This is a genomic window from Paraflavisolibacter caeni (genome assembly GCF_025628885.1).
Lineage (GTDB): Bacteria > Bacteroidota > Bacteroidia > Chitinophagales > Chitinophagaceae > Flavisolibacter > Flavisolibacter caeni.
Window position 1 is genome coordinate 35574 of the sequence record NZ_JAOTIF010000005.1, and the last position, 21979, is coordinate 57552.

Genomic DNA, 21979 nt, shown 5'->3' on the forward strand with positions numbered 1-21979 from the left:
TTATTCAAATCGCAAGGTCCCAAAAAACTGGGGCAAATGAAAATTTGGTTCTGCAGAACTGATCCTGGACCAGGATATGAAATGTGGTTCTGGTAAAAGATCACCACATTTATAAAAGTTGGCCCGGCACTGCTTTCCGTTAATCGTGGTCAGCGTATGATGAACAAAAACATCCAATGGAATAGATATTGATAATTCCCAATAAATCAAACCATCACGCTCCTTGCGAATGACTGATTGTGTATTTATTTTTTTGATCAAATCTACTGAAACCAGTTCCCGTTTACTTTTTTCTTTTCCAAAGCCCACAAGAGCTACACCCTCACAGTTAAATTCAAGATTATAATAGCCCTTATCATCAAAACTGATAAAAAATTCTACGCAACTGTCTTCCCAAACACTGCCATTTATATTTTTGGTAACGGCACGTATAGACTTTTCTTTAACAAAATATTTAAGAAATATACGTTCTTCTTTGTGAGCAATGGCGAATGCTACCTCTGGTTGGTATGGATATGAAGACCAGGATACCTGGTCGATCTTGTGTCTTTCCAGACTATCTAATTGCAAAAACTCCTTGTCTGGCAAGGGATATTTTCTTTTAAGATTCGAAACAGTCAACTCTTTCATAGAATATTTCCTACATTTAATACACTATACTTTTTTCAAATTTCCAATCTACTCAAACTTATCCAAATTACTATTGCTAAATCTGCGCAATCGTTTGTCCAAGGTAAGTTGTATATTGATGCAAAGCATTCCCTACTTTCACGTAACTATAAAAAGAAATTTTTTTGTCATATGCAGCACTCAAAGAGCAACAATCGTTATGCAATTGTTATTATTGGTATTTTATTTTTTGTCTTTGGTTTTATTACCTGGCTGAATGGGACATTGATTCCCTTCCTCAAACTGGCCTGCGAGCTGGAAAATGATATCCAGGCGTTTCTGGTCACCTTTGCTTTCTACATGGCTTATTTCTTCCTGGCCTTGCCGTCGTCCCTCATACTGAAGAAAACAGGATTTAAAAATGGTATGGCACTTGGCCTGTTGGTAATGGCAATAGGTTCCGTGATCTTTATACCGGCAGCTCAAACAAGAAACTTCTCCTTATTCCTTACCGGCTTGTTTGTTCAGGGCGCAGGACTTGCCATTTTGCAAACTGCAAGTAATCCATACATCAGTATCATTGGTCCTATCGAAAGTGCGGCACAACGTATCAGCATTATGGGCATTTGCAATAAAATCGCAGGTATGCTCAGCCCAATCATTCTAGGCGCACTGGTTCTGAAAAATGCAAGCACGATCCAGGAAAAAGTAGCCACAGCCACTGATACTGCTACAAAAGAAAACTTATTGAATGAACTGGCAGGCAGGGTGATCACGCCTTATGCAATCATGGCTGTAGTGCTGGTTTTATTGGCATTTATGATCAAACGATCTTCCTTGCCTGAAATTGATACGGATAAAGCGGATGCTAATGATGCTGTATACGTTGAGAAAAAAAGCATATTCCAGTTCCCACACCTGATGCTGGGTGTACTTTGCCTGTTCTTATATGTTGGAGCAGAAGTAATGGCAGGTGATGCTATTGGCGCATATGGCAGAGAACTGGGTATGCCGCTGGATGAAACAAAATACTTTACATCCTTCACGTTGTTTGCCATGTTGGCTGGTTATATCGTTGGAATTTTCACCATACCAAAATACCTTTCGCAACAAAAAGCATTGGCAATTTCCGCCATTTTAGGTAGTGTCTTCACGATTGGTGTTTTTGTTAGTGAAGGTTATACCGCTATTTCATTTATAGCTTTACTGGGACTTGCTAATGCCCTGATGTGGCCAGCTATTTTCCCTCTGGCTATCAGCGGGTTGGGCAAATTCACCAAAACGGGTTCTGCCTTACTGGTGATGGGTATTGCAGGTGGCGCCTTGATTCCGCTGTTGTACACAACTTTAAAAGATAAAGGCATTTTATCGAATCATACTTCATTTTTAGTATGCATGCTCCCCGCCTATCTTTATATCATTTACTATGCAATAAAAGGTCACATTCAAAGAAAGCCAACAACAGTTTCATTGAATACCTCCGATAAAAAGAAAAGCTATGAAATGCAGGAAACCACTGTAGGAAACTAGTGCTTTTACATAGTATTAATTTGTGCAGCAAATGCGACAGGTACTTCTCCTGTCGCATTTGCATTTATATCTAAGTTGCCAAGCCATTCCTGAACTTAACTCTTTCCTCCCTTAATTTGCATGATGAGTCTTTAATCGCTCATTGCTCCGGTTTTATTATTTTCCGAAATAACATAAACAATAAACAATTAATATATAAATGTTTAATTTTAAGATCATATAAAACATAGCAAGTATATATTGTTTATATGGTTTGTCGCTGTTCTCAGTATGCTGACAGGAATTTTACAAGCTCACTTATCCTTTTTCTATAGCCTTTCACTCCGCTTTACTGCTTTTTTTATTATCGATTGCAACAGCCTGCTTCCACCCTTCTGTTGGATTTATTCAATTGTTCACCGGCAACAGGTTCGGGAATATAATGATCAAGCGGCTCTTTCCATTGATTGTATCTGTAATGGTCATCCTGGGATATTATTGACATAGGTGATGAGCGTTTTTCGCTGACCATTTTCTATGATATTTCTGAACGAAAGATAGCAGAAAAGAAACTGGCGGAAGCAAAACAAATAGCAGAGGAGTCGTCTTTAGCCAAGGAACGGTTTTTAACCAATATGAGTCATGAAATAAGAACACCCATGAATGTGATTATTGGCTTTACGAACCTGATCGAAAAAACCACCCTTAGTGAAGAACAACATCAATACCTGAATTTCATTAAAACAGCGGTAAAAACCTGCTGGACCTCATCAACGATATTCTTGATTTTTCAAAAATAGAAGCAGGAATGATGCAGTTAGAGCAGGTACCGTTCAAGATTGCTAACATTATGCATTCTGTTGAGATGATGTTTTCCGAAAAGGCAAAAGATAAGAGAAGAACTTGGATTAACAGTCCCCATTATTGCAATGACGGCGCATGTGATGCCGGGAGAAAGGGACAGATGTATAAGTTATGGAATGAATGATTATATGTCGAAACCCTTCAAACCGGAAGTATTGTATAACCTGATTGCAAAGTATGCGGAAGTTTAAGTATCTCGTTAAAGCAGATGATGAGTTTGTTTCTTTTAATTTTCCTCAGTTAGTGTAAGACCTTACTCAAATCAATAAATCATCTGCATATTCCGAAAACATTATAAGCTGAAATATTAATTTCTTTTAAGTACGTTCATTCTGTATTACGCCTGTTAATTAATTACGTGATAGTTAATTGCCTGAACACTTAAAAATTATTCTTACCGTTCGAACAATGTCTCAAAAAATAAATAAACTTGTGCACCAAGAAATATTACAATCAAACTAATAAGAATGATTGTTGGAATTATTTTTAAACCGGATTCTAATTGATCATTTATTTTTCTTATTGGGGTTATTGATTTCATATACCTATATTAAGATAATACCGTGCCTTAATTTATTTATTTAAATATTTCATATAAAGAGGACGTCATTATTTATATATTATTGATGTAATGATGAGTTCAATTCATTGTGTTATGGTGGCATAAGTTTAATAAGTGAAAAGATGGAATTAAATAATAAAACCAGTAATGCCGATTATATAGCGTACATTACATCTAACACTAGAAGCACCTCGTAATCATTCCTGTATATCTTTCTAACCTGTTTCAATTTTTGTATCTGTCTTTATGAAGCGCTAAAATAGATATTGACTATTCATTCAAAAAAAATCAATATGCTTAATAAAGATGAAATCAGCTTTATAAAAAATATAGGCTTACTCTTTTTGTCTTTTTTAATAATAGGTATTGCATGTCTACTTTTAGTTATGGCAATTACTTATCTCTAAGCTGTATTAATTAGGAGTGCAATGAATGTCATCTATGTGCTATTAACATGTCACCATGCAAACACTCAAACTACTATGAGTTTCAATCACTATAAGTGTAATTCCTTTGCTGCTCTAACATTTCACATTTAAATTTCAAAACTTGGTAAACAATTTCAGAAGTATTCATAAAGCTAAACATATAGCGCTTGTAGCGCATGATCATAAAAAAGCTGATTTAATTGATTGGGCTTATTATAATAGAAAGTTATTAATTCAGCATGAATTAATCTCAACAGGCACTACAGGAAAACTGTTGGAAGAAAAGTTGCAAATACCCATAAAAAAAGTATTTAGTGGCCCTTTAGGTGGGGATCAGCAATTGGGTGCGATGATTGCAGAAGGCAAACTGGATATAATTATATTCTTCTGGGATCCAATGGAAGCGCAGCCCCATGATAGCGATGTCAAAGCATTATTGCGTTTAGCAGTCGCCTGGAATATTTTAATGGCTTGTAACAGAACAACTGCAGACTTTATCTTGACATCTGTATTCTTTATCTTGACATCTGTATTAATGGATGAAGATTATCCAGTTACTATTCCGGATTATTCTACTTATTTAAAGCGGAAATTGCTTGTTGAGCAGAATAATAAGGAAACAGTTCTAATTTATTGAAGTAATATTCGATCTTTACTAATAGTACAAGTAGTCTTTTCCTCTCCTAAGTAGTGATTATGTGAAACGTGAAAAGGACTCCATCATTTATTATTCCTACACTGATTGCCTCCCGGTAATTTAAGTTTTTCACATAAACTTATCAAAGGTTTTTCCTTAATCACCGATTTATTAAGCTATCTTTAGAGGCTTTCAGATTGTTTTGCTATCTCATATTTAATCCGGTTATATCTACTGAACAGCAAATTTCACTTGCCTTTTTATATTTCTTGTTTCACAAGCAGATTGTAAAATTCAAGGCCCACCTCATTGGTTGCAGGTAGTTTTACCCTACAGTTATTATTATATTTAAAATATCAAATTATGGTGTCATTAGATCAAAAATCTAAAATCCTGTTTATAAGCACTTTCACGCCTAAAAAATGCGGAATAGCAAGCTTTACCCAGGATTTGGTGAATGCAATCAATCCGAAATTGACAAAAGATATTCTTATTGAGGTATGTACTTTGGATAAGAAAAAGAATGGAAGTTTATATGACACTCCTGTGTGTATGGTAATGGACAGTTATCAAATGGACTCGTGTATAGAAACGGCTCAAAACATCAACAGGGATCCCTCTGTAAAGCTTATTTGTATAGAACATGAATTTGGCTTGTACGGCGGCGAGCTGGGTGAATACCTGCTTGGTTTTTTAGCATTGATAGAAAAGCCTTTTATCATCCGTCTTCATACGGTGCTCCCCACTCCCGGTGAAAAAATGTTGAAAATTGTCCAGTCTATAGGATTATTGGCCGATAAAGTAGTTGTGATGACGAAAAACTCTGCCCGCTTACTGAAGGAAGATTACCAGTTAAGTGAAGACAAAATCATCATTATACCCCATGGCACACATGCCACTAGCAAAACAGGCACTAATGAGTTAAAGGTTAAATACAATCTTGAGAATAAACAGGTGCTCACAACATTTGGATTGTTAAGTCCCAACAAAGGAATTGAAAAGGGTATTATGGCCATGAAAGAGATCAGCGCCGCTTTTCCAGATGCAGTCTATATTGTATTAGGGCAAACACATCCTAATTTATGGGAGCAGGAAGGGGAAAAGTACCGCGACTTTCTGCAGGAGTTAATTGATAATAATGGTTTGCAGGACAATGTACTACTAATCAACGAATATGTGCCTACCAGAATGCTCATGGAATATTTAGCGTTGACAGATATTTACCTGTTTACTTCTAAAGATCCTAACCAGGCCGTAAGTGGCACTTTTCTGTATGCTATGAGCGCCGGCTGCCCGGTGATCTCCAATTCATTTGTTTTGGCAAAGGAAATGCTCGACGAAAAAACGGGCATCATTCTAACGACGGGCCAGGAACATGAATTAGCAGAGCATGCAATCAGGATCCTGGAATATCCCCAACTAAAAGAGGAAATGAGTAAAAATGCTTTTTTAAAAATGAGGAATACAACCTGGGAAAAAGTAGGTCAAAAACACGTCAACTTGTTCCACAATGTATTGGGAATTCCTGTCTTTACCTCGAAGTTATCTAACGAATACAGTAAGTAGTAAAATAAATTTATGACAACAGGAGTAGCAATTTCTCAATCAACAGGAGCAGTTTTTCAACCCGGGGATTTACCAAAAGTAAATTTATCGCAGATCATTAATTTGACGGATGATACCGGCATGATACAGCATGCCTTATTCAACATACCCAACAGGAAAGAAGGATATTGTATTGATGATAACGCACGTGCATTATTATTGGCAGTATTGACCTGTAAGGTTAAGAAGAATCCGGCAGTACTAGCATTGCTCCAGGTGTATTTAAGCTTTATACATTACATGCAGACTGACAACGGTGAGTTCAGGAACTTTATGAGTTATACCAAGATCTGCCTGGAAGAACGGGGTTCGGAAGATTCATTTGGAAGAACATTGATGGCGCTGGGGTTTCTTGCTAACGAAGGCCCTTCTAATGCGTTGGCCAGAACCGGGGCTGATATATTTTCCAGGGCATATCGTCATATTGACAAATTGGTTTCTATACGTGGTATCGCCAATTCTATTATTGGGGTTTGCCAATTTATTAAATACAATTATCCTGATGATCTGAAAAGAGATCTTGTGATCGACCTTTCCAACAAAATGGTAAGGATGTATGAAGACAACAAAAAAGATAAATGGCATTGGTTTGAGCCTGTGCTTACATACGACAACGCCATATTACCACTTGCTTTGCTGAATGCATACGAGATTACTAGTGATGAATCTTATTTGTTGGTAGCTTTCGAATCGTTGGATTTTTTAGAATTTAAAGTATTCCATAATGGCGTTTTAAGTCCTATAGGAAACCAGGGTTGGTTAGAACGCGGGCATGCCAGGGCACGGTTCGACCAGCAAGGCATTGATGCAATGGCCATGGTGCTTTGTTACCAGCAGGCTTTTCGGCTTACCCGCGATAAAAAGTACTTAAAGCGTATGTACCAGAGCTACCAGTGGTTCCTGGGCAGAAATGACCTGGGTTTGTCTTTATACGACCCTTCCACAGGTGGATGTGCGGATGGATTGCATAGTGAAGGAATTAATTTAAACCAGGGGGCAGAAAGCACATTAGCCTATTGGATATCACACATGGTGGTAGCCTCCTCACTTAAAGAATGAAAGTAGCAATTTTAGCCCCGGTTACCTGGCGCACGCCGCCAAGAAATTATGGACCGTGGGAACAAGTGGCCTCTGTATTAACAGAGGGATTGATAAAAGAAGGAATAGATGTAACCTTATTTGCCACAGGAGATTCTATTACACAGGCAAAGCTGAAATCCGTCTGTGAAAAGCCATTGGGAGAATACCCGGCTGATGCAAAAGTTATGGAATGTTTGCACATTTCTAATTTGATGGAACAGGCAGCAGCATTTGATATTATCCATAACCACTTTGACTTTCTTCCACTTACTTATTCCCGTTTGATCCGTACGCCTGTCCTGACAACCATACATGGGTTTTCTTCCGAACAGATCATCCCCGTATATAAAAAATATAATGCGCACACCCACTATGTTTCTATAAGTAATAGCGATAGGCATCCTGATCTTAAGTATCTCGATACTGTTTATAATGGATTAGACGAGCAACAGTTTGATTGGGGCAAGGGCAATGGTGATTATTTATTGTATTTCGGAAGAATTCATCCGCACAAAGGAACACATGAAGCCATCCAGATAGCTATTCAATCAAATAAGAAATTGATCCTTTGCGGGTTGATACAGGACACGTCTTATTTTGAAGAAAAAGTGGCTCCCTGGCTTAATGATTCATCCATCATGTACATGGGGAATGCAGGTCCCCACCAGCGCAATCAATTATTAGGAGATGCATTGGCCTTATTACATCCTATTAGTTTTGAAGAACCCTTTGGCTTAAGTGTAGCAGAGGCTATGATGTGTGGCACCCCTGTGATTGCCTTTGATCGGGGTGCAATGAAAGAATTGATACTTGATGGGGAAACCGGTTTTTTAGTCAATAACATGGAAGAAGCTACTGCCGCCGTCAGAAAGGTTGCTGATATCAGCAGGTGTGCATGCCGGAAGCTTGCAATGGACAAATTCAGCAGCCGGGTGATGGTATTACATTACATGAGGTTGTACAAGCAAATTGCGCAAAGATCAAATGGCCTTTGAACAGAGGATATAAATTAATTGCTGTTAATAATTTCCTCCAACAATTCTTTAAGCGGAACGGTTGCAAAAGATGAGGCATGATCGGACACGGCATACGGGATGAATAGTTTGTCACCATGAATGATTGAACCACAGGAGTAAACCACATTAGGCACATAACCATGTCTTTCCTCTTCATTCGGCACTAGGAGTGGTTCGTTCAACCTTCCCAGTTCTTTAGTTGGATCATCCAAATCAAATAAACTTGCACCCAGGCAATATTTGCGCATTGGTCCCACGCCATGGGTAATCACCAGCCATCCCTTTTCCGTTTCAATTGGGGAACCTGCATTGCCTATCTGCACCAATTCCCATGGAAGCTTTGGCTGTTGTAATAATATAGCTTCTTCCCACAAGTACAGGTCATCAGAGAACATAATATAATTATTGATCCCATCAATACGGGAGATCATTGCATATTGCCCATTGATCTTCCTGGGAAATAATGCAAGGTTTTTATTGATGGCTGCTCTTCCATGTAGGGGTGCTACTTTAAAATCACAAAAATCACGGGTTGTAATTAAATGAGGCAAAATAAAAGAACCATCATAAGCAGTATAAGTGGCGATATAGGTGAATGAGCCATCATCTTCTATAAACTTTACAAATCTTGCATCCTCTATTCCATTCTTCTCTGTAAGTGTTACCGGGAAAATAACACGTTCTGACAGCAGTGATTCAGGGGGGAAATGCACCTCGTAACTGGTATTCACCATACTAAGAATGTCATATTTGATCTTATTTTTCTCAGTAGCCGACTCTATTTTCAGTAAGGCATTTTTTAAGGCCTTCTCGATTTCTTTATAGGAAAACGGGTCTTGCAACTGTTTTAAAATGGTGGGATAAATATCTTCCGGCAACACCATTTGTGTCAATAACTTTTCAAAAGCTAGTTTGTTATCATTTTTTTGCTGCGTCACTATTCCCTCACTGATATACTTGCCGGATGGTTCAAAATGGATCATTCCATTTTCATCCAATAAGCCCCGTTTGAACACCAATGAAGAAATATGGCTTTCACCAGTAGCCCTAAAACTTACGATTACTTTTTTTTGCCCGGCACCTGCGCCACCCTGGTCCGGATCTTCCACTATGGAAGGATTAAACAGGGCTGCCGCTTCGATGGAATATTCCATTGTAAAATAGGCCCCAATCAGCAATTTTTTTTCGGATATAGCATGTTGCTCATTAAGTGGCAATAGATCTTTGACTAAAGCAAAATGTTTCAGAAAGATATCGTAGATGTTCCTGTAACGGTTAGAGAACTCTTTAAAAATATTACTTAATACGATTTCCGCATCCTTATCATCCATCTGCATTACCTTATTGATGATCAGGAGTGAACGTTCATTACCTGTATTAAAAAACCTTGCGATCACTTTCTTATAATCCGGGTGGATCCTTATGTTGGTCCTGTTAACAGGTATTGCCATTTGTGTAATTTTGGTTAGCTGTTGAAGGTAAGTTAATAATATCTTTTGAAGGGTTTTAATTCCGCGCAAACACATAAGTTCTCCGGGCGGCCGTTAGGCGACCGAACCCGCACCAGAAGCCATTGCTACTGTTCCTAGAGTACTTGTAACCCATTCAGTCAAGTATACAGTTATACCGGCATTTAGCATATCATCTGTATCATTAACTACAGTCAAATTCTTCAGAGGTAAATTTGTAAAGTGAAATAAGGAAGAAAGAGAAAATAAGAATTGTCCGACTAAAAAAATAACCCCTTGAATTTCAAGAGGTTATTTCCTAGTCTGTGATCCCGCTGGGATCAGAATATGATCACAGAAACCACTACTGTATTATATTTCAAAAAACCAGTTCAAAAAGGTAACCGAATTGGTAACCGGATAAATTGACTGACTTTATTGGAATTTATAAGAGCTTTAATGCGGTGCAAATATACAAGATAAAAGCATAAATAACAACAAATTGATTCAAAAATTATTGAAGCGAAATAATAATCAGGAGCCATGCTTTTACCAATTAGTGCACATTATAGTGACCATTACATTTAGTTTATTTTGAACTGAATTAGGCTTGTTAATACTCTATCTATACTTTATCTTGGCTTTATCCATGCTACACTCCTATTCTATCCTGGCATTTACCGGGTTAGGAATTGGCGGACCCTTTCTTCGTTCAGGTTTGTGTGTTCGCAAAATTCGTAGATGGTGATAAGGTCGCCGGGCTTTTTGTTGTAACGGCGGCGGATCTGGGCAATGATCTTTCGGGCAGTGCGCTCCTTCCTGCCTGTTATATTGCTGATGTCTTTGGCATAGATGACTATGCGAGTTGGTACAATTTCCTGCATAATGCTGCAATAGCGGTACCGCTACTTTGGGCTTCTAATATGGTGTAATAATCTTGTGGTGAGGAACTTAAAATTAATCATTATTTATCATTTCTTGTTGGGCTTGCAATTGCTTCCTCCCTGCCTGGCAAGACTTTTTAAAAACTTTATCCTATGGCTAAACAAATGGGTATCATCAAACTCCAGGGAACGATTGGTGATATCACTTTTTACAAATCCCAGGACGGTTACCTGGCTCGCGAGAAAGGCGGCGTAGACGGTGACCGCATTGCAACCGATTCTGCCTTTGAAAGAACCCGGGAAAACGGAGCTGAATTCGGTAGGGCCGGTAAGGCTGCCAAACTCCTCCGGAATTCCATCCAGGGCTTACTGCAAAACGTGGCTGATAGCAGGCTGGCCAGCCGTCTGACTACTGAAATGGTCAAAGTGGTGAAGGCGGATGACACCAGTACACGCGGTATGCGAAATGTGCTGGATGGTGAATTAGAGCTGTTACAGGGCTTTGAATTCAACATCAATGGGAAGTTAACTACAGCTCTTTATGCGCCTTATGATGCTGTTATCAACAGGGCTACAGGTCAGTTTACCGTATCGGTAGCACCTTTCATTCCTGCTCATATGATTGCAGCTCCCGTAGGTGCCACGCATTTCAGGATTAATTCCGGGGCAGCCGAAGTTGACTTTGAAGGAGGCAAGTTTGTAGTGGACACCAAGCAAACTGCTATTCTGCCGCTGGACAACATGCCAACAGCAGCCCTCAGCCTGGAATCTACACTTACTGCAGCGAGTGTGCATCCGTTGTTCCAGGTGCTGGGCATTGAATTCCTGCAACAGGTGAATGGTGAATATTATCCACTGAAGAATGGCGCCTACAATGCCCTGGCTTTGATCAAAGTTGAGGGTGTATAAGATATCATCCTGTGAAACACCATGGAAACCGGAGAGAGGCATGGCAAGCGCTCTGGTTTCCTTTTTCTAAATCCATTTTCCTTACTTCTTAATTCAGAGTTATGAAACAAATCATGAGCAGGATCCAGGCCCCTACTCCACCCTTCTTTGTAAAGCTGCGGAACATTGGTTTGGCACTTACAGCGGTAAGCATTGCCCTGACCACTTCACCATTGGCCCTGCCGTTAGTGGTGGTCAAAATAGCCGGATACCTGGCCATTGCCGGATCTGTGGCTTCTGCGGTGAGTCAGGCAGCTGTTGAAGGAGAATAAAGTTATGGAGCACGTGTTCGACAATACCACTAAGGCAGGCACAGCAGCAGGTACGATGCTTACCATCCTGGTGAACATCAGTAGCGAGGATCTGCTTAAGACCGCAGTCCTGGCGGCTGTGGGTGCGGCCGTGAGTTTTGTGGTAACTTTAGTGTTGAAAGCAGTGGTTAGGTATTTCCATAAATGAATGTTCTCTATAAGTAGTGGTGACTTTAGAGAAAATAAGAAGGGCCGGTTGGCCCTTTCTTCATTTCAGTATTCTTTAGGTAGCATCAGCGTACCATTAACCAGCCAAAGGGTGGCGAGATCGTAAGTAAAATCACTGTAAAGAATGTACTGATAGGCAATGCGGTTGTGGCTTCCATCGGTAGCAACGATCGTAAACCGGTTTTCATTGATCCGTTTTAGTTCCCACACCTGGAAGCGGTGATTTTTTATCTGTCTTTTATACTGGTGAGAGATGATCACATCAATGAACCAATAGGCGGAGCAGGTATCTACCAGGTGTTTTACTCCTGATGTTAAAAAGATCCTGGAAGGTTGATTATAGAAGAAGCGTTCTGAGCCATTGCTGTAGCCGAAGTGGTCGTTTGCGTTAGTCATGACATTTACATTTGTAGGTTTTAAAAAGTCATTTTCCCAAAAGAAAAAAGGGAAAAAAAGAAAGCCCCGGAGAAGCAAGGGCAATGCTGCAGACCAAATTTTTTGGCTATAAAAGAGAGCTGTTAGAATCTTCGAGAGAAATGTAGGAACGCCGCAGCGCAGGCATCTGTGTTTATGGCCTTAAAAAATTTGGTAGCAGCTAAAAGCCTGATGTAGCAAGGCTTGCCCTTGCTACCTTGTTTTGCTTTTTTTCTTTTTCTTTTGGGAAGGACAGACAGCAAGAAAAATGCTCTTGGGAAACGAGGAATGCAATTGCGTATTCTTGTGTTCAGATTAGCACTATGGATGGCTCATTCAGATGGGGCAACAAAGAATGCAAAATAGAAAAGCATTGAAAGACATTGATTAGCATGAAGTTATATAGATTTTTAAAAAATCTCATGACAGGATGAGCTTGATTCGTAAATTAGTAGTGTAAGCAGCAATGAGTGAGAGTCCCCGAAATGAGAAAGTGTAAATCATACGTTTTTACAATGTTTGCTTATAAATGGGGCTTCGATTGCAGCTAGCAGTTTTCTAGATTTGTTATGGCAACTCAGGTTTTAAGAATATCATTGTCATTAAAATCCAGAACTAGCCTACGAGTTAAATATAGATTGTTAATGAACGAAGAAGAAATAAGAGGTAAGCTATTATTACCCTTTTTAAATGACCTTGGTTTTGATGTTTCCGAGATTTCGTTAGAAAAGTCATTCTCGATTAAACTTGGAAAGTCTAGACATACTATTAATGGAAGATCAGATATTTTATGTAAAAGAAATGGGAACAATCTCTTCATTGTTGAATTAAAAAATGATTCAATTTCCATTGAACAAGAAGACATCGAGCAAGGAATCTCATATGCAAGACTACTTACCGACAATATTGCTCCATTTACTATTATTACAAACGGAAAAACAACAAGGATTTTCGATTCAATCTCTCGAAAAGAATTAACTGGAACCAAGATTTCTGACCAGTCAAGCTATTGGCAAAATGATTGTACACTATCCACAGATATTGATCTACGAATAAGATATGAAGCTCTAAAGAAATTTGTTTCATTTTCATCAGAAAACTTAAAGAAATTTTGCGAAGATCAAGTTCGGGATAGAATGGGTCCGATAATAGGCAATATCAATGAACCTTATGCAAAATTTGTAAAAGAACTTCATGTTCAAAGACAAGGCTTACAAAATGCATTTAATACTTTTACCAGTTCAGAAGCTTCAGTATTTGGAATAGTTGGATCGGCAGGGGTTGGCAAAACAAATGCAATGTGCTCATTGGCTCTTCAACAATTAGAAAATGAATTTGTTTTTTTCTATAATGCAGCTATAATCAACAAATCTCCTTTACAGCATATCGCTCAAGATTTAAATGTTGTTTTTTCCAGCAAAAGTGAAAGTAATAGCGTTTTAAAAAAGCTTGATGAATTAGGTAGTTTTCTTAATAGAAATATTCTAATCTTCATCGATGCAATAGATGAAAGTAGAGATTCTCATTTAGCCATTGAATTAAGCGAAATAGCTCTTTCGATAAGAACTATGAGGAGAGTCAAGATATGCATTAGCTGTAAAGCAAATATTTGGAACAATATCTTAAAGAAAAACGGCACTCCCACTCATTTATTTGAGGAGCTAAGTAGATTTCATGAAAAGATCTCTAGCGCTGACAATTGCCCAGGTTTTCTATTAGAAGATTTCAGTGATGAAGAGATCAACTCAATATTACCATTATACAAAGAGGCTTTTGGTTTTCAAGGCCAAATTTCAAAGTCAATATCGGAAGCGCTAAGAAATGGCTTCTTCTTAAGAATATTCAGTGAAGTGTATAGTCAAAGAGAGGTTCCTCAAGAAATAAATGATAAAGACTTAATTAAAAGATATCTCAAACAATCCCTTGAAAAGACTGACATAGGATTTCAAGTTGGTTTGCGGATTCTGTCAAAAATCGGAGAGATTTTAATAAATCAAAAATACGCCTCCTGGGAAACTTTCCATGACGAAGGAATGGAAGTGGAAAGCTTAATAGAAAAATTAGAGTTTTCCATAGATGAAACTATACCTGAAGATTTATTCGCAAGAAACATACTTATTAGGTCTAATAAAAATGATTCATACAATATATCATTCTACTATTCTAAAATCCGTGATTATATCATCTGTTTTCATTCTTATAAACTTTATAAACTTAGTGAAGATGAATTTTATGACACACTCGAGAGATTCTATGAAAATTACATCGGGCAAAGTGCAATCTCTTTCTATCTAGAAAACGCAAGTGATGGACACAAGAGAACATTAATCAAATTCAAGAGGGATAAATCGTTAAAATATGTGAATAGCTATAATTCTTATCTGGAACAGCATTTCAAAAGTTTTAAGGAAAAATTCGATCCCCAAACCAAAGGTGATATAGGAATATTCTTGCCAGAAGATTTATTGCAGAAAGACGGTTACGCACTTTTCCCTTTAGACTCTAATTCGACGAATAAAGTTCAATTTGCAAAATTGGGAAACATATTTTCAAATTTAGATAATGATCTTTTTTTTGAAAAAGGTGTAAACACAGTTTACGGAAGTAACCTATCATTATTGATCGAAGATCAAAGCAAAACTGTTCAGAAAAACATATTTAAACAGCTTAAAGAAATAATTGAAAAAGGCAGACTAAGTGTATATAATTCCGATATTCTTTTGTTGGAACAAGTTTCGACCATTCTTTATTATTATTTCAAAGAACTCGGATATAGCTTTACAATAAAGGATTATTACCTGCCAAGATTTAACTTAATCTATCCAATCGATTTAAAGAATCTAAGAGACCAACTGTATAAATTCTGTGTTAGTGAATATTACAAAAGGCAGTATCATTTAGATCCAAAAGTAAAAGCTGATAAGATTGATGCAGCTTTAAGAGGAAATTTTGATGTTCCGAGATTAAATATCATAGGAGATTTCCCTCCGATGGAGGAACTATTTAAACTTGTAGAGATCCTATTAAGTAAAGGCTATAGCGAACTTGCAGAACATCACTTGCCTTGCCCAGATATATCGATTAGTGAAACAAAAGCATTTTGCGAAAGAGAAAGAAACCTAGATATACCGCAAATTCGAACACGGCAATTTAGTAAAGGACAAGCTAAATTATACATAGAAACCTTTTTGAAGCATTTAGATTCTTGTTACAAAGAATTTGTTGAATATTGTTTTCCAACCTTTAAAGACAGGTTTCCATTTTTTATGACAATTCCACATGAGTACTTTTTTTACATGAAGGATGAAGATGTTCGTAAGTGGGGGATGTTAGGTTATCGCTCCTCTAAAGATGGAGAAGTGAAAATAAATTTTAAGAAATTAACTCAAACAGATGAACCCTTTACAAGAGGAGAAACAAACGTTTTGAGAGGATTCTCGCTTGACCAAATTCTTCATAATGATTACTATAATTTAATCAAAACAATAGACAAGATAAACACTCCCAAAGTTGACGAGTTTTGTGTTTTAAGGAATTGGGTTTATAGTTTTCTTAAATCGGATATGGAAACACTTTTTAAAGAAAATAAAGAATAAATTTCCGTTCCTAAGGTCTTTATTCTCTAATTGTTATAATTGTTTTCTTAGAGGTTGCCATATACTTACCTCGTGCTATTGCTGGCGGCACTTAGCTATAATGCAAAAGTTTTTAAGGAGTGGTATTACCAATCGCAGAGGTAGCAATCACAACGCAAGCTTGCACACGACAGACCCTACTGCGATACGATTATTTTCTCAAAGAGGCACTTTTAGTTACACATTTAAGTTAGCGTAATCACAGATAAAGTGAATGCTGATAAACGAGTAGACAGCCCTGAAACTTGTGGGTAGTAGGGAGCGCCTCGCACACCACTGTACGTACGGGCCTCGTATAAAGCGGTTCATTAAGTGCAGGAGCCACTTTAAAGTAATATTCCGAAAGGCTACATATTCTCTTTTCCTCAATCCTACTCACTTAGGCGGAAATCTCCGATTCAAATGCCGTAATAAGGTTTTTCTCTTTAATGAAGCCCGGGGCGTGCCGAATACTTGCGGCACTTAGGGGGCGAGCCGTTAAAGCCGCTGGAGGAAGCCCGTTGTGCGGAGGGATTTGCAGCATGGCAGGGCTGAACGGAAGCGGCTGCGAGCGCTGCCGGCTGGGGCGCACAGGTAATGACCGTCAGGGAATGATGGGCGCACAGAGACGGGGCGGAACGTGGCATGTTTGTGTTTTGGATATGTGGTGTGGAAACATAAGGTAGGGTACTGCGCCAGTGAAGCCCAGGAACGCAGCCGGCAGCAGCGCAGGCGAGCACAAATGTGGGCAGCGGGTGGACTGAACCCTGCTGAAGTGAATGACCGACGGAGGGGAGCGGAATGGAACCCAGTGAGCCTTTGTGCTGATTGCTTTGCGGAAAGGTATGTGCAGGCCTTGGGGTATTGCTTGTGTGTTAAGGTTTGGAGCGTTGCATTTGTGTTTTGGTAAGGACTGCCATGCCTTGGAGCAAAATGTAGGGGGCGAACGGGTGGAATGGAGCGGAACGCAGGAGGGAATGAACGAAGATGGGTGAAGGACACAGGAGCTGCCCGAACGAAGGCAGAGGGAGCTGCAAACAGCATGACAAACTGCGGAGCGATAGCGGAGCACCCAGAGGGCCTTGCAGCGGCGCCAATACCATACAAGAGACGTATAGACCTTATTGGCGCTGCTGCAAGGGTTTGGCACGCCTGCTTGCCGACCCTGCCTGAGAGAGACCTTTTTACCTGGAACAGCCGACGACAGGAGGATGAGGGCACGCAAGTCGAATATTAGAGGCTTACAAGCAAGATCAAGAGGAAGCGCTGGTAAGCCCCGCCAGGACCGGGCTAGTGGTGCTGCGTATTGTGGGTGCAGTGAGATGCTGCACCTGCTGCCCGGCTTGGCGGGGCTGTGCGGGGTACGATTGATATATACTGCGGTTGTTCGAAATAGAGAGTGAATGAAGCGTTGGCAGAAAGCAGCTTTGTGATGAACGAATGAGCATAGTGAAAGAGAGAATGAACAAGGCTGCTGTGCGGAGGGAAAAGAAGCGAGGTTTTGTGTCAGGAGTGAGTTGGCAGAAAACTTTATGGCTGCTTTGTGGATCTTGTGCGGTTAGAGCAGTGATAAAGTTTTTGTGTGCGGTGGGTAGATCAAAAGACTCTAAATTCAGGAACTGCTAAATAGAATTACAGAAAGTTGAACGGAGCGTCGCAACAGAAGATCAACTGAACTTACTTGTGTTGGGTTCATCCTAATAATCAATACACTATTTCTTTAATACCATACCTTGTTTTAAGTCCTCCCATTTATAGGATAAGGTAAACTAGGAAAAATGGATTTTATTAGTATTATTTACATCTGATGATGCAACTATATTTTTTCTGATGCTGCTTTATGCATATAAAGCCTAGTAATAAGGCTGATACAGTTTATTTATTTAGGGAAACTTTTAGAATATAAAATTGTTCTTTCATTCTGAGGTAAGTTTGAAAAAAAATTATAGCAGTTTGATTCTATTATATATTAATGAATAAAGCTGCCTCAGATTATTCCTGATGAAACAATCTCAATCCTCTCTCCGAACGTTGATGTTTGTTGGTACCGGCTCTGATGTAGGGAAAAGCATCATTACAGCCTGATTTTGCAGGGGCGACTTATATAAATGTTTCAACATCAAATATGCGAACTGTTTGTACCTTTAAGGCGAACACATATAACCTATAATAACATGTATAAGAATAGCGAGGGTTGGGAATAATCGATTTACAGGTCTTCCGGGGCGAAATAGCACCCTGCGACCATGTAGTTCAGATTTATGAGAATGGCAAGATATTCTTAGACTCTTTAGAAGGATTTATCGGCTCTGGTTTTATTGCAGGTGATAGCATTATCATTATTGCAACAAAAGAACATCTTACAGCTTTGGAAGTACGAATTAAAAAACAAGGCTTCAACCTTGATTCTTTATCCCTTACTAACCGATACATTGGATTAGATGCAGAAGACACACTTTCCAAGTTTATGGTAAATGGCTGTCCTACAAGAGCAGCCATTTTATTACCATTGAGTTTAACTTTAATTAGCCACAAGACCACTGGTGCCTATTGGCAAACCTCCTTCTTCTTCAATCAGTTTTAAACTGCCATCGTTATGTACCGAAAATCCCTGAATAGTATGGCTCCCGGAAGTTAATATGTATAGGAAATTTGAATGGGAGCTCAAAGCTGCATCTATAGGCCCTTTGCCTGTTTGAGCAGTCATGCCATCGCTATTCAGCAACTCAGCATCGCCAGTTTGGCTGATGCTATAACCGCTAATGGTGTTGCTTCCAGCGTTGGTAACATAAGCATATTTTTGGTTACCAGTCAATACCGCCCAGCAGGCTGCGGTTTCTGTAGTGGATTCAGGTCCGTCTATCAAACTTAGATTTGCGTTGCCATCTACATGATATACTGATAAAGCGCTGGCATCGGGAACACTGCCTGCTGCTTCAGATACAAAAATCTTTCCTTCCTGGCCTACAGCAAATCCAAAAGGAGTGGGAGCTGCTGAGGCAAAGTTATGCACAGCTATTGGTTCACCGGATGAATTCAATTCCCAGCTACGGATATTATTAGTTGCTTTTTCGGTTACAATTAAAGCAGTACCGTTATGGGAAAATGAAATTTGTGCAGGGTCGGCTGCATTACTGCTCAAAGGCTTGATGGAGTTAGATATAGGTGATAAGGTGCCATTTGAATGAAGATAGAACCCTGCGATATTGCCATCACCTCCTGCATTCAATACATATACCCAGTACCCAAAATTGGTTATGCTGATGGGTTTAGTTCCACCGGAGGCTATCAAGTCGGTTACAGTAAGACTCTTATCATAAACTTTAAGCACAGAAATATCATTACTGCCTGAGTTTACGGCAAAAAGCCACTTGTGATTTTCGCTAAGGAACAAAGCCCCTTGGCTGCCCAATCCACTACCAGTTCCTTGGCCTCCTGTCGGTGTTGTACCGGTAAGTGATAGTAAGCCGCTGGCGTTTCGTTTGTACTGAATAATACTGTTCCCTTTAACTTGATTGTTTAGTGTATAGACATTACCGTTATTAAATAAATCGTCAAATTCATCCTTACCATCTTTATGACATGACGAAAGAAGTGTGGCAACAGCAAGCACAGCAACAATTGCTCTGGTGTTTTTCATACTACAGGTTTTAAAGATTAAAAAAGATAGGCAGCTAAGGATGTGGCACAGTATAGAGCAGTATAGATAGGGTAAGCGAATATTGTTCAGTGAAGGTGCAACCTTGTACAATGTTGCAAAATTAATTTTTCTATTTCAGTTGCCAGTCGGCTTTGTCGCATTTATTAAAATAGAAACAATAAAGGAAATTACTGAGCATGAATTTATGCTGCTCATGAGCATAAAGATTGGTATGTAGTTTTCAATGGAATTGGAGCTGTTGTTTCTTTTTCATGTCGTGATGAATGTGGTAAACATCAAACAGAACATTGCCAGGAATGTGCAAGAGCTTGCAGGAGCTGTATGGAAGAGTGCAGCAGGATGGCAGCCTAGTAAATAGACTTCCAATATCCTTTTTTTTAAGGTGAACACTTGACGTTTAAAAGAATAACGTCTAAGTGAAGTATGACGGGTTCATATCTTCGTTCCGCCAGTGACAGTTCTTTTGAAAGCTGCTGATTCAAATGGCGGAATGGGGATATGAATTCTAATCAACTTCTAATTCTGAAAACAGTAAAGTGGCACAATCACAGCACTGATAAATAAATAGTGAGAAGATGGCACAACAAGCTGCAGAAGAAATCAGTAATATCATTTGTAATAAAGTTATTCCAGAGTTTGAAGGGTTAAAGACTACAACTGAATTATCTGCGCTTTGGAGACAAGGTTCATGTCCTGGACTGACAGAGCGCCAGCGGAAAGAATACCTCTAGTTATTAGCAGAGCAAAGTACTTAGATTCAGAACAGGGCATATAACAATAATATTTGTGAAACGGCTACTCCTGTATTAACTTTCAGCCATAAATTAATAATCAATGGCATGGGTACAATGAAACGGTAGTAACCCAGACTTCAGCCGTTTCACAAATACTGGTGATCGTTAGGCAACATTTGAGAACGAAAGCGCAGATATGCAAGAATAATTTCATGATTGTAAAATTGTATTGTGAAAAATCCTTAAGCCATGTACGATGTCATAGTTATTGGTGCCCGCTGTGCCGGTTCACCAACTGCGATGCTGCTTGCACGCAAGGGTTACAAGGTGCTCTTAGTAGACAAAGTTGCATTTCCGAGTGACACTATCTCAACCCATATCATCTGGCCGCCGGGAGCATCACGGCTGAAGCACTGGGGACTGCTGGACACTATACTGTCATCAAACTGCCCGAAAATAAGCAAAGTGACCCTAGACCTTGGTCCATTTGCTTTAACGGGCTCACCCCTTTTCTCTGAAGTTGTGGAGGTGATTGCACCGAGGCGTACTGTGCTCGATAAAATTTTGGCAGATGCAGCAGTAAATGCCGGCGCAGAACTGCGTGAAAACTGTGTGGTAGAGGAAATTATAATGGATGAAAATCGGGTTACGGGCATTCGCTGCCGCAACAAGGGCGGCTCATTAGTCAGGGAGAATGCGCGGATGGTAATTGGTGCAGACGGTAAAAATTCAATTGTGGCACGGACAGTGGACGCACAGGAGTACAATAGCCGACAGCCACTGACATGCTGGTATTATACTTACTGGAGCGGCATGCCGGTGGAAGATATTGTGTTATACTCTGTGCCGAACCGGGCTATCGGTGCCATTCCAACGAATGATGGCCTTACCTGCCTTCCTGTGGCATGGCCTGCAAATGAATTTCACGATTACCGCAGTGACATTGAAGGCAACTACATGAAGACACTAGAACTTAATAAAAGTCTTGCCGAACTGGTACGCCAGGGTAAAAGGGAGGAGCGTTTTTTTGGCATGGCTGACTTGCGCAACTTCTTTCGTAAATCATCAGGTCCTGGTTGGGCGCTTGTGGGTGATGCAGGCTATCACAAAGACCCTATAACAGCACAAGGCATCAGCGATGCGATCCATGCAGCCGAAATGCTCACTGATGCACTGGATGCAGGGTTTTCAGGAAAGGAAACGTTGGAGAAAGCGCTGGAGCATTACGAACTGACTCGTGATGAAGAGGTAATGCCTATGTATGAATTTACCTGCGATTGGGCAACACTCCAGCCGCCGCCACCTGATATGGAATATCTTTTTACTGCCTTGCGGGAAAACCAGGTAGAAACTAATCGTTTTATTGGAACTCTCGCTGGAACAGTACCCATTCCTGAATTTTTTTCGCCTGAAAACATACAGCGAATAACCGGTACGATGGAAACCGGAAGCAATATTACTTAACATTGATCCTAAACTGATGATAA

General features: G+C 39.5%; 22 protein-coding genes. 16 read left to right on the forward strand and 6 right to left on the reverse strand.

What is annotated here, in order from left to right:
• Entirely contained in the window at positions 1–630 is a 630-nt protein-coding gene (locus tag OCK74_RS09025) for a carbohydrate-binding family 9-like protein (protein ID WP_279296703.1), read from the reverse strand.
• Between the two features lie 171 nt (positions 631–801).
• Here OCK74_RS09025 and OCK74_RS09030 point away from each other — a divergent pair, with 171 nt between their 5' ends.
• Positions 802–2139, forward strand: coding sequence for a sugar MFS transporter (locus tag OCK74_RS09030; protein WP_279296704.1), 1338 nt, complete (start codon positions 802–804; stop codon positions 2137–2139).
• A gap of 343 nt (positions 2140–2482) precedes the next feature.
• On the opposite strand, the gene OCK74_RS09035 is transcribed toward OCK74_RS09030, so the two are convergent.
• Positions 2483–2623, reverse strand: a complete 141-nt coding sequence (locus OCK74_RS09035) for a hypothetical protein (protein WP_279296705.1) — start codon at positions 2621–2623, stop codon at positions 2483–2485.
• Between the two features lie 85 nt (positions 2624–2708).
• Between OCK74_RS09035 and OCK74_RS09040 the strand changes: the two genes are divergently transcribed.
• From OCK74_RS09040 to OCK74_RS09060, 6 genes are all read left to right on the forward strand, one after another.
• Positions 2709–2918 (forward strand): sensor histidine kinase, encoded by a 210-nt coding sequence (locus tag OCK74_RS09040; RefSeq protein WP_423803151.1) that lies wholly within the window; start codon positions 2709–2711, stop codon positions 2916–2918.
• A 90-nt stretch (positions 2919–3008) separates the two neighbouring features.
• The gene (locus tag OCK74_RS27940) at positions 3009–3173 is read left to right on the forward strand and encodes a response regulator (protein ID WP_423803152.1); all 165 of its coding nucleotides are present in this window, start codon (positions 3009–3011) and stop codon (positions 3171–3173) included.
• A 920-nt stretch (positions 3174–4093) separates the two neighbouring features.
• A complete protein-coding gene (locus OCK74_RS09045) occupies positions 4094–4609 on the forward strand; it encodes a methylglyoxal synthase (RefSeq protein WP_279296706.1) in 516 nt (171 codons plus the stop codon).
• A gap of 363 nt (positions 4610–4972) precedes the next feature.
• On the forward strand, positions 4973–6175 hold the full coding sequence (locus OCK74_RS09050) for a glycosyltransferase (RefSeq protein ID WP_279296707.1): 1203 nt from the start codon (positions 4973–4975) through the stop codon (positions 6173–6175).
• Positions 6176–6187: 12 nt separating this feature from the next.
• Complete coding sequence (locus tag OCK74_RS09055; RefSeq protein WP_279296708.1) at positions 6188–7273, forward strand: glycoside hydrolase family 88 protein; 1086 nt, start codon at positions 6188–6190, stop codon at positions 7271–7273.
• Positions 7270–8289, forward strand: a complete 1020-nt coding sequence (locus OCK74_RS09060; RefSeq protein WP_279296709.1) for a glycosyltransferase family 4 protein — start codon at positions 7270–7272, stop codon at positions 8287–8289. The genes OCK74_RS09055 and OCK74_RS09060 overlap by 4 nt, the downstream gene beginning before the upstream one ends.
• Before the next feature lie 14 nt (positions 8290–8303).
• Here OCK74_RS09060 and OCK74_RS09065 read toward each other — a convergent pair whose 3' ends face one another.
• Both OCK74_RS09065 and OCK74_RS09070 read right to left on the reverse strand, forming a co-directional pair.
• Positions 8304–9761, reverse strand: coding sequence for a glycoside hydrolase family 130 protein (locus OCK74_RS09065; protein ID WP_279296710.1), 1458 nt, complete (start codon positions 9759–9761; stop codon positions 8304–8306).
• A gap of 674 nt (positions 9762–10435) precedes the next feature.
• A complete protein-coding gene (locus OCK74_RS09070) occupies positions 10436–10642 on the reverse strand; it encodes a hypothetical protein (RefSeq protein WP_279296711.1) in 207 nt (68 codons plus the stop codon).
• A gap of 153 nt (positions 10643–10795) precedes the next feature.
• Here OCK74_RS09070 and OCK74_RS09075 point away from each other — a divergent pair, with 153 nt between their 5' ends.
• The 3 genes from OCK74_RS09075 (at position 10796) to OCK74_RS09085 (ending at position 12049) form a co-directional block, all read left to right on the forward strand.
• Positions 10796–11551, forward strand: coding sequence for a hypothetical protein (locus OCK74_RS09075; protein ID WP_279296712.1), 756 nt, complete (start codon positions 10796–10798; stop codon positions 11549–11551).
• A 101-nt stretch (positions 11552–11652) separates the two neighbouring features.
• Entirely contained in the window at positions 11653–11862 is a 210-nt protein-coding gene (locus tag OCK74_RS09080; RefSeq protein WP_279296668.1) for a hypothetical protein, read from the forward strand.
• 4 nt (positions 11863–11866) lie between these two features.
• The gene (locus tag OCK74_RS09085) at positions 11867–12049 is read left to right on the forward strand and encodes a hypothetical protein (protein ID WP_279296713.1); all 183 of its coding nucleotides are present in this window, start codon (positions 11867–11869) and stop codon (positions 12047–12049) included.
• Positions 12050–12114: 65 nt separating this feature from the next.
• Here the strand turns inward: OCK74_RS09085 and OCK74_RS09090 are convergent, their stop codons facing one another.
• Complete coding sequence (locus OCK74_RS09090; protein ID WP_279296714.1) at positions 12115–12465, reverse strand: DUF6876 family protein; 351 nt, start codon at positions 12463–12465, stop codon at positions 12115–12117.
• Positions 12466–13127: 662 nt separating this feature from the next.
• On the opposite strand from OCK74_RS09090, the gene OCK74_RS09095 reads away from it, so the two are divergent.
• The 3 genes from OCK74_RS09095 to OCK74_RS09105 all read left to right on the forward strand — a co-directional run bounded on the left by OCK74_RS09095 (position 13128) and on the right by OCK74_RS09105 (position 18681).
• Positions 13128–16079 (forward strand): type I restriction enzyme HsdR N-terminal domain-containing protein, encoded by a 2952-nt coding sequence (locus OCK74_RS09095; RefSeq protein WP_279296715.1) that lies wholly within the window; start codon positions 13128–13130, stop codon positions 16077–16079.
• Positions 16080–16737: 658 nt separating this feature from the next.
• A complete protein-coding gene (locus OCK74_RS09100; protein WP_279296716.1) occupies positions 16738–17007 on the forward strand; it encodes a hypothetical protein in 270 nt (89 codons plus the stop codon).
• A 1284-nt stretch (positions 17008–18291) separates the two neighbouring features.
• Positions 18292–18681, forward strand: a complete 390-nt coding sequence (locus tag OCK74_RS09105) for a DEAD/DEAH box helicase family protein (RefSeq protein WP_279296717.1) — start codon at positions 18292–18294, stop codon at positions 18679–18681.
• Here the strand turns inward: OCK74_RS09105 and OCK74_RS09110 are convergent.
• Entirely contained in the window at positions 18619–19737 is a 1119-nt protein-coding gene (locus OCK74_RS09110) for a lactonase family protein (RefSeq protein WP_279296718.1), read from the reverse strand. The two genes, OCK74_RS09105 and OCK74_RS09110, sit on opposite strands and share 63 nt — an antisense overlap.
• Positions 19738–19986: 249 nt before the next feature.
• Between OCK74_RS09110 and OCK74_RS09115 the strand changes: the two genes are divergently transcribed.
• The 3 genes from OCK74_RS09115 to OCK74_RS09125 all read left to right on the forward strand — a co-directional run bounded on the left by OCK74_RS09115 (position 19987) and on the right by OCK74_RS09125 (position 21956).
• Complete coding sequence (locus OCK74_RS09115) at positions 19987–20109, forward strand: four-helix bundle copper-binding protein (protein WP_279296890.1); 123 nt, start codon at positions 19987–19989, stop codon at positions 20107–20109.
• Between the two features lie 224 nt (positions 20110–20333).
• Positions 20334–20489, forward strand: a complete 156-nt coding sequence (locus OCK74_RS09120; RefSeq protein ID WP_279296719.1) for a hypothetical protein — start codon at positions 20334–20336, stop codon at positions 20487–20489.
• 252 nt (positions 20490–20741) lie between these two features.
• The gene (locus tag OCK74_RS09125; protein ID WP_279296720.1) at positions 20742–21956 is read left to right on the forward strand and encodes an NAD(P)/FAD-dependent oxidoreductase; all 1215 of its coding nucleotides are present in this window, start codon (positions 20742–20744) and stop codon (positions 21954–21956) included.
• Positions 21957–21979: the final 23 nt, after the last annotated feature.

What these genes read in the sequence shown, in the direction of transcription:
- OCK74_RS09025 (WP_279296703.1), bottom strand. Translation starts at nt 630, where the DNA reads ATGAAAGAGTTGACTGTTTCGAATCTTAAAAGAAAATATCCCTTGCCA.
- OCK74_RS09030 (WP_279296704.1), top strand. Translation starts at nt 802, where the DNA reads ATGCAGCACTCAAAGAGCAACAATCGTTATGCAATTGTTATTATTGGT.
- OCK74_RS09035 (WP_279296705.1), bottom strand. Translation starts at nt 2,623, where the DNA reads ATGTCAATAATATCCCAGGATGACCATTACAGATACAATCAATGGAAA.
- OCK74_RS09050 (WP_279296707.1), top strand. Translation starts at nt 4,973, where the DNA reads ATGGTGTCATTAGATCAAAAATCTAAAATCCTGTTTATAAGCACTTTC.
- OCK74_RS09055 (WP_279296708.1), top strand. Translation starts at nt 6,188, where the DNA reads ATGACAACAGGAGTAGCAATTTCTCAATCAACAGGAGCAGTTTTTCAA.
- OCK74_RS09060 (WP_279296709.1), top strand. Translation starts at nt 7,270, where the DNA reads ATGAAAGTAGCAATTTTAGCCCCGGTTACCTGGCGCACGCCGCCAAGA.
- OCK74_RS09065 (WP_279296710.1), bottom strand. Translation starts at nt 9,761, where the DNA reads ATGGCAATACCTGTTAACAGGACCAACATAAGGATCCACCCGGATTAT.
- OCK74_RS09070 (WP_279296711.1), bottom strand. Translation starts at nt 10,642, where the DNA reads ATGCAGGAAATTGTACCAACTCGCATAGTCATCTATGCCAAAGACATC.
- OCK74_RS09075 (WP_279296712.1), top strand. Translation starts at nt 10,796, where the DNA reads ATGGCTAAACAAATGGGTATCATCAAACTCCAGGGAACGATTGGTGAT.
- OCK74_RS09080 (WP_279296668.1), top strand. Translation starts at nt 11,653, where the DNA reads ATGAAACAAATCATGAGCAGGATCCAGGCCCCTACTCCACCCTTCTTT.
- OCK74_RS09085 (WP_279296713.1), top strand. Translation starts at nt 11,867, where the DNA reads ATGGAGCACGTGTTCGACAATACCACTAAGGCAGGCACAGCAGCAGGT.
- OCK74_RS09090 (WP_279296714.1), bottom strand. Translation starts at nt 12,465, where the DNA reads ATGACTAACGCAAACGACCACTTCGGCTACAGCAATGGCTCAGAACGC.
- OCK74_RS09095 (WP_279296715.1), top strand. Translation starts at nt 13,128, where the DNA reads ATGAACGAAGAAGAAATAAGAGGTAAGCTATTATTACCCTTTTTAAAT.
- OCK74_RS09110 (WP_279296718.1), bottom strand. Translation starts at nt 19,737, where the DNA reads ATGAAAAACACCAGAGCAATTGTTGCTGTGCTTGCTGTTGCCACACTT.
- OCK74_RS09120 (WP_279296719.1), top strand. Translation starts at nt 20,334, where the DNA reads ATGGCACAACAAGCTGCAGAAGAAATCAGTAATATCATTTGTAATAAA.
- OCK74_RS09125 (WP_279296720.1), top strand. Translation starts at nt 20,742, where the DNA reads ATGTACGATGTCATAGTTATTGGTGCCCGCTGTGCCGGTTCACCAACT.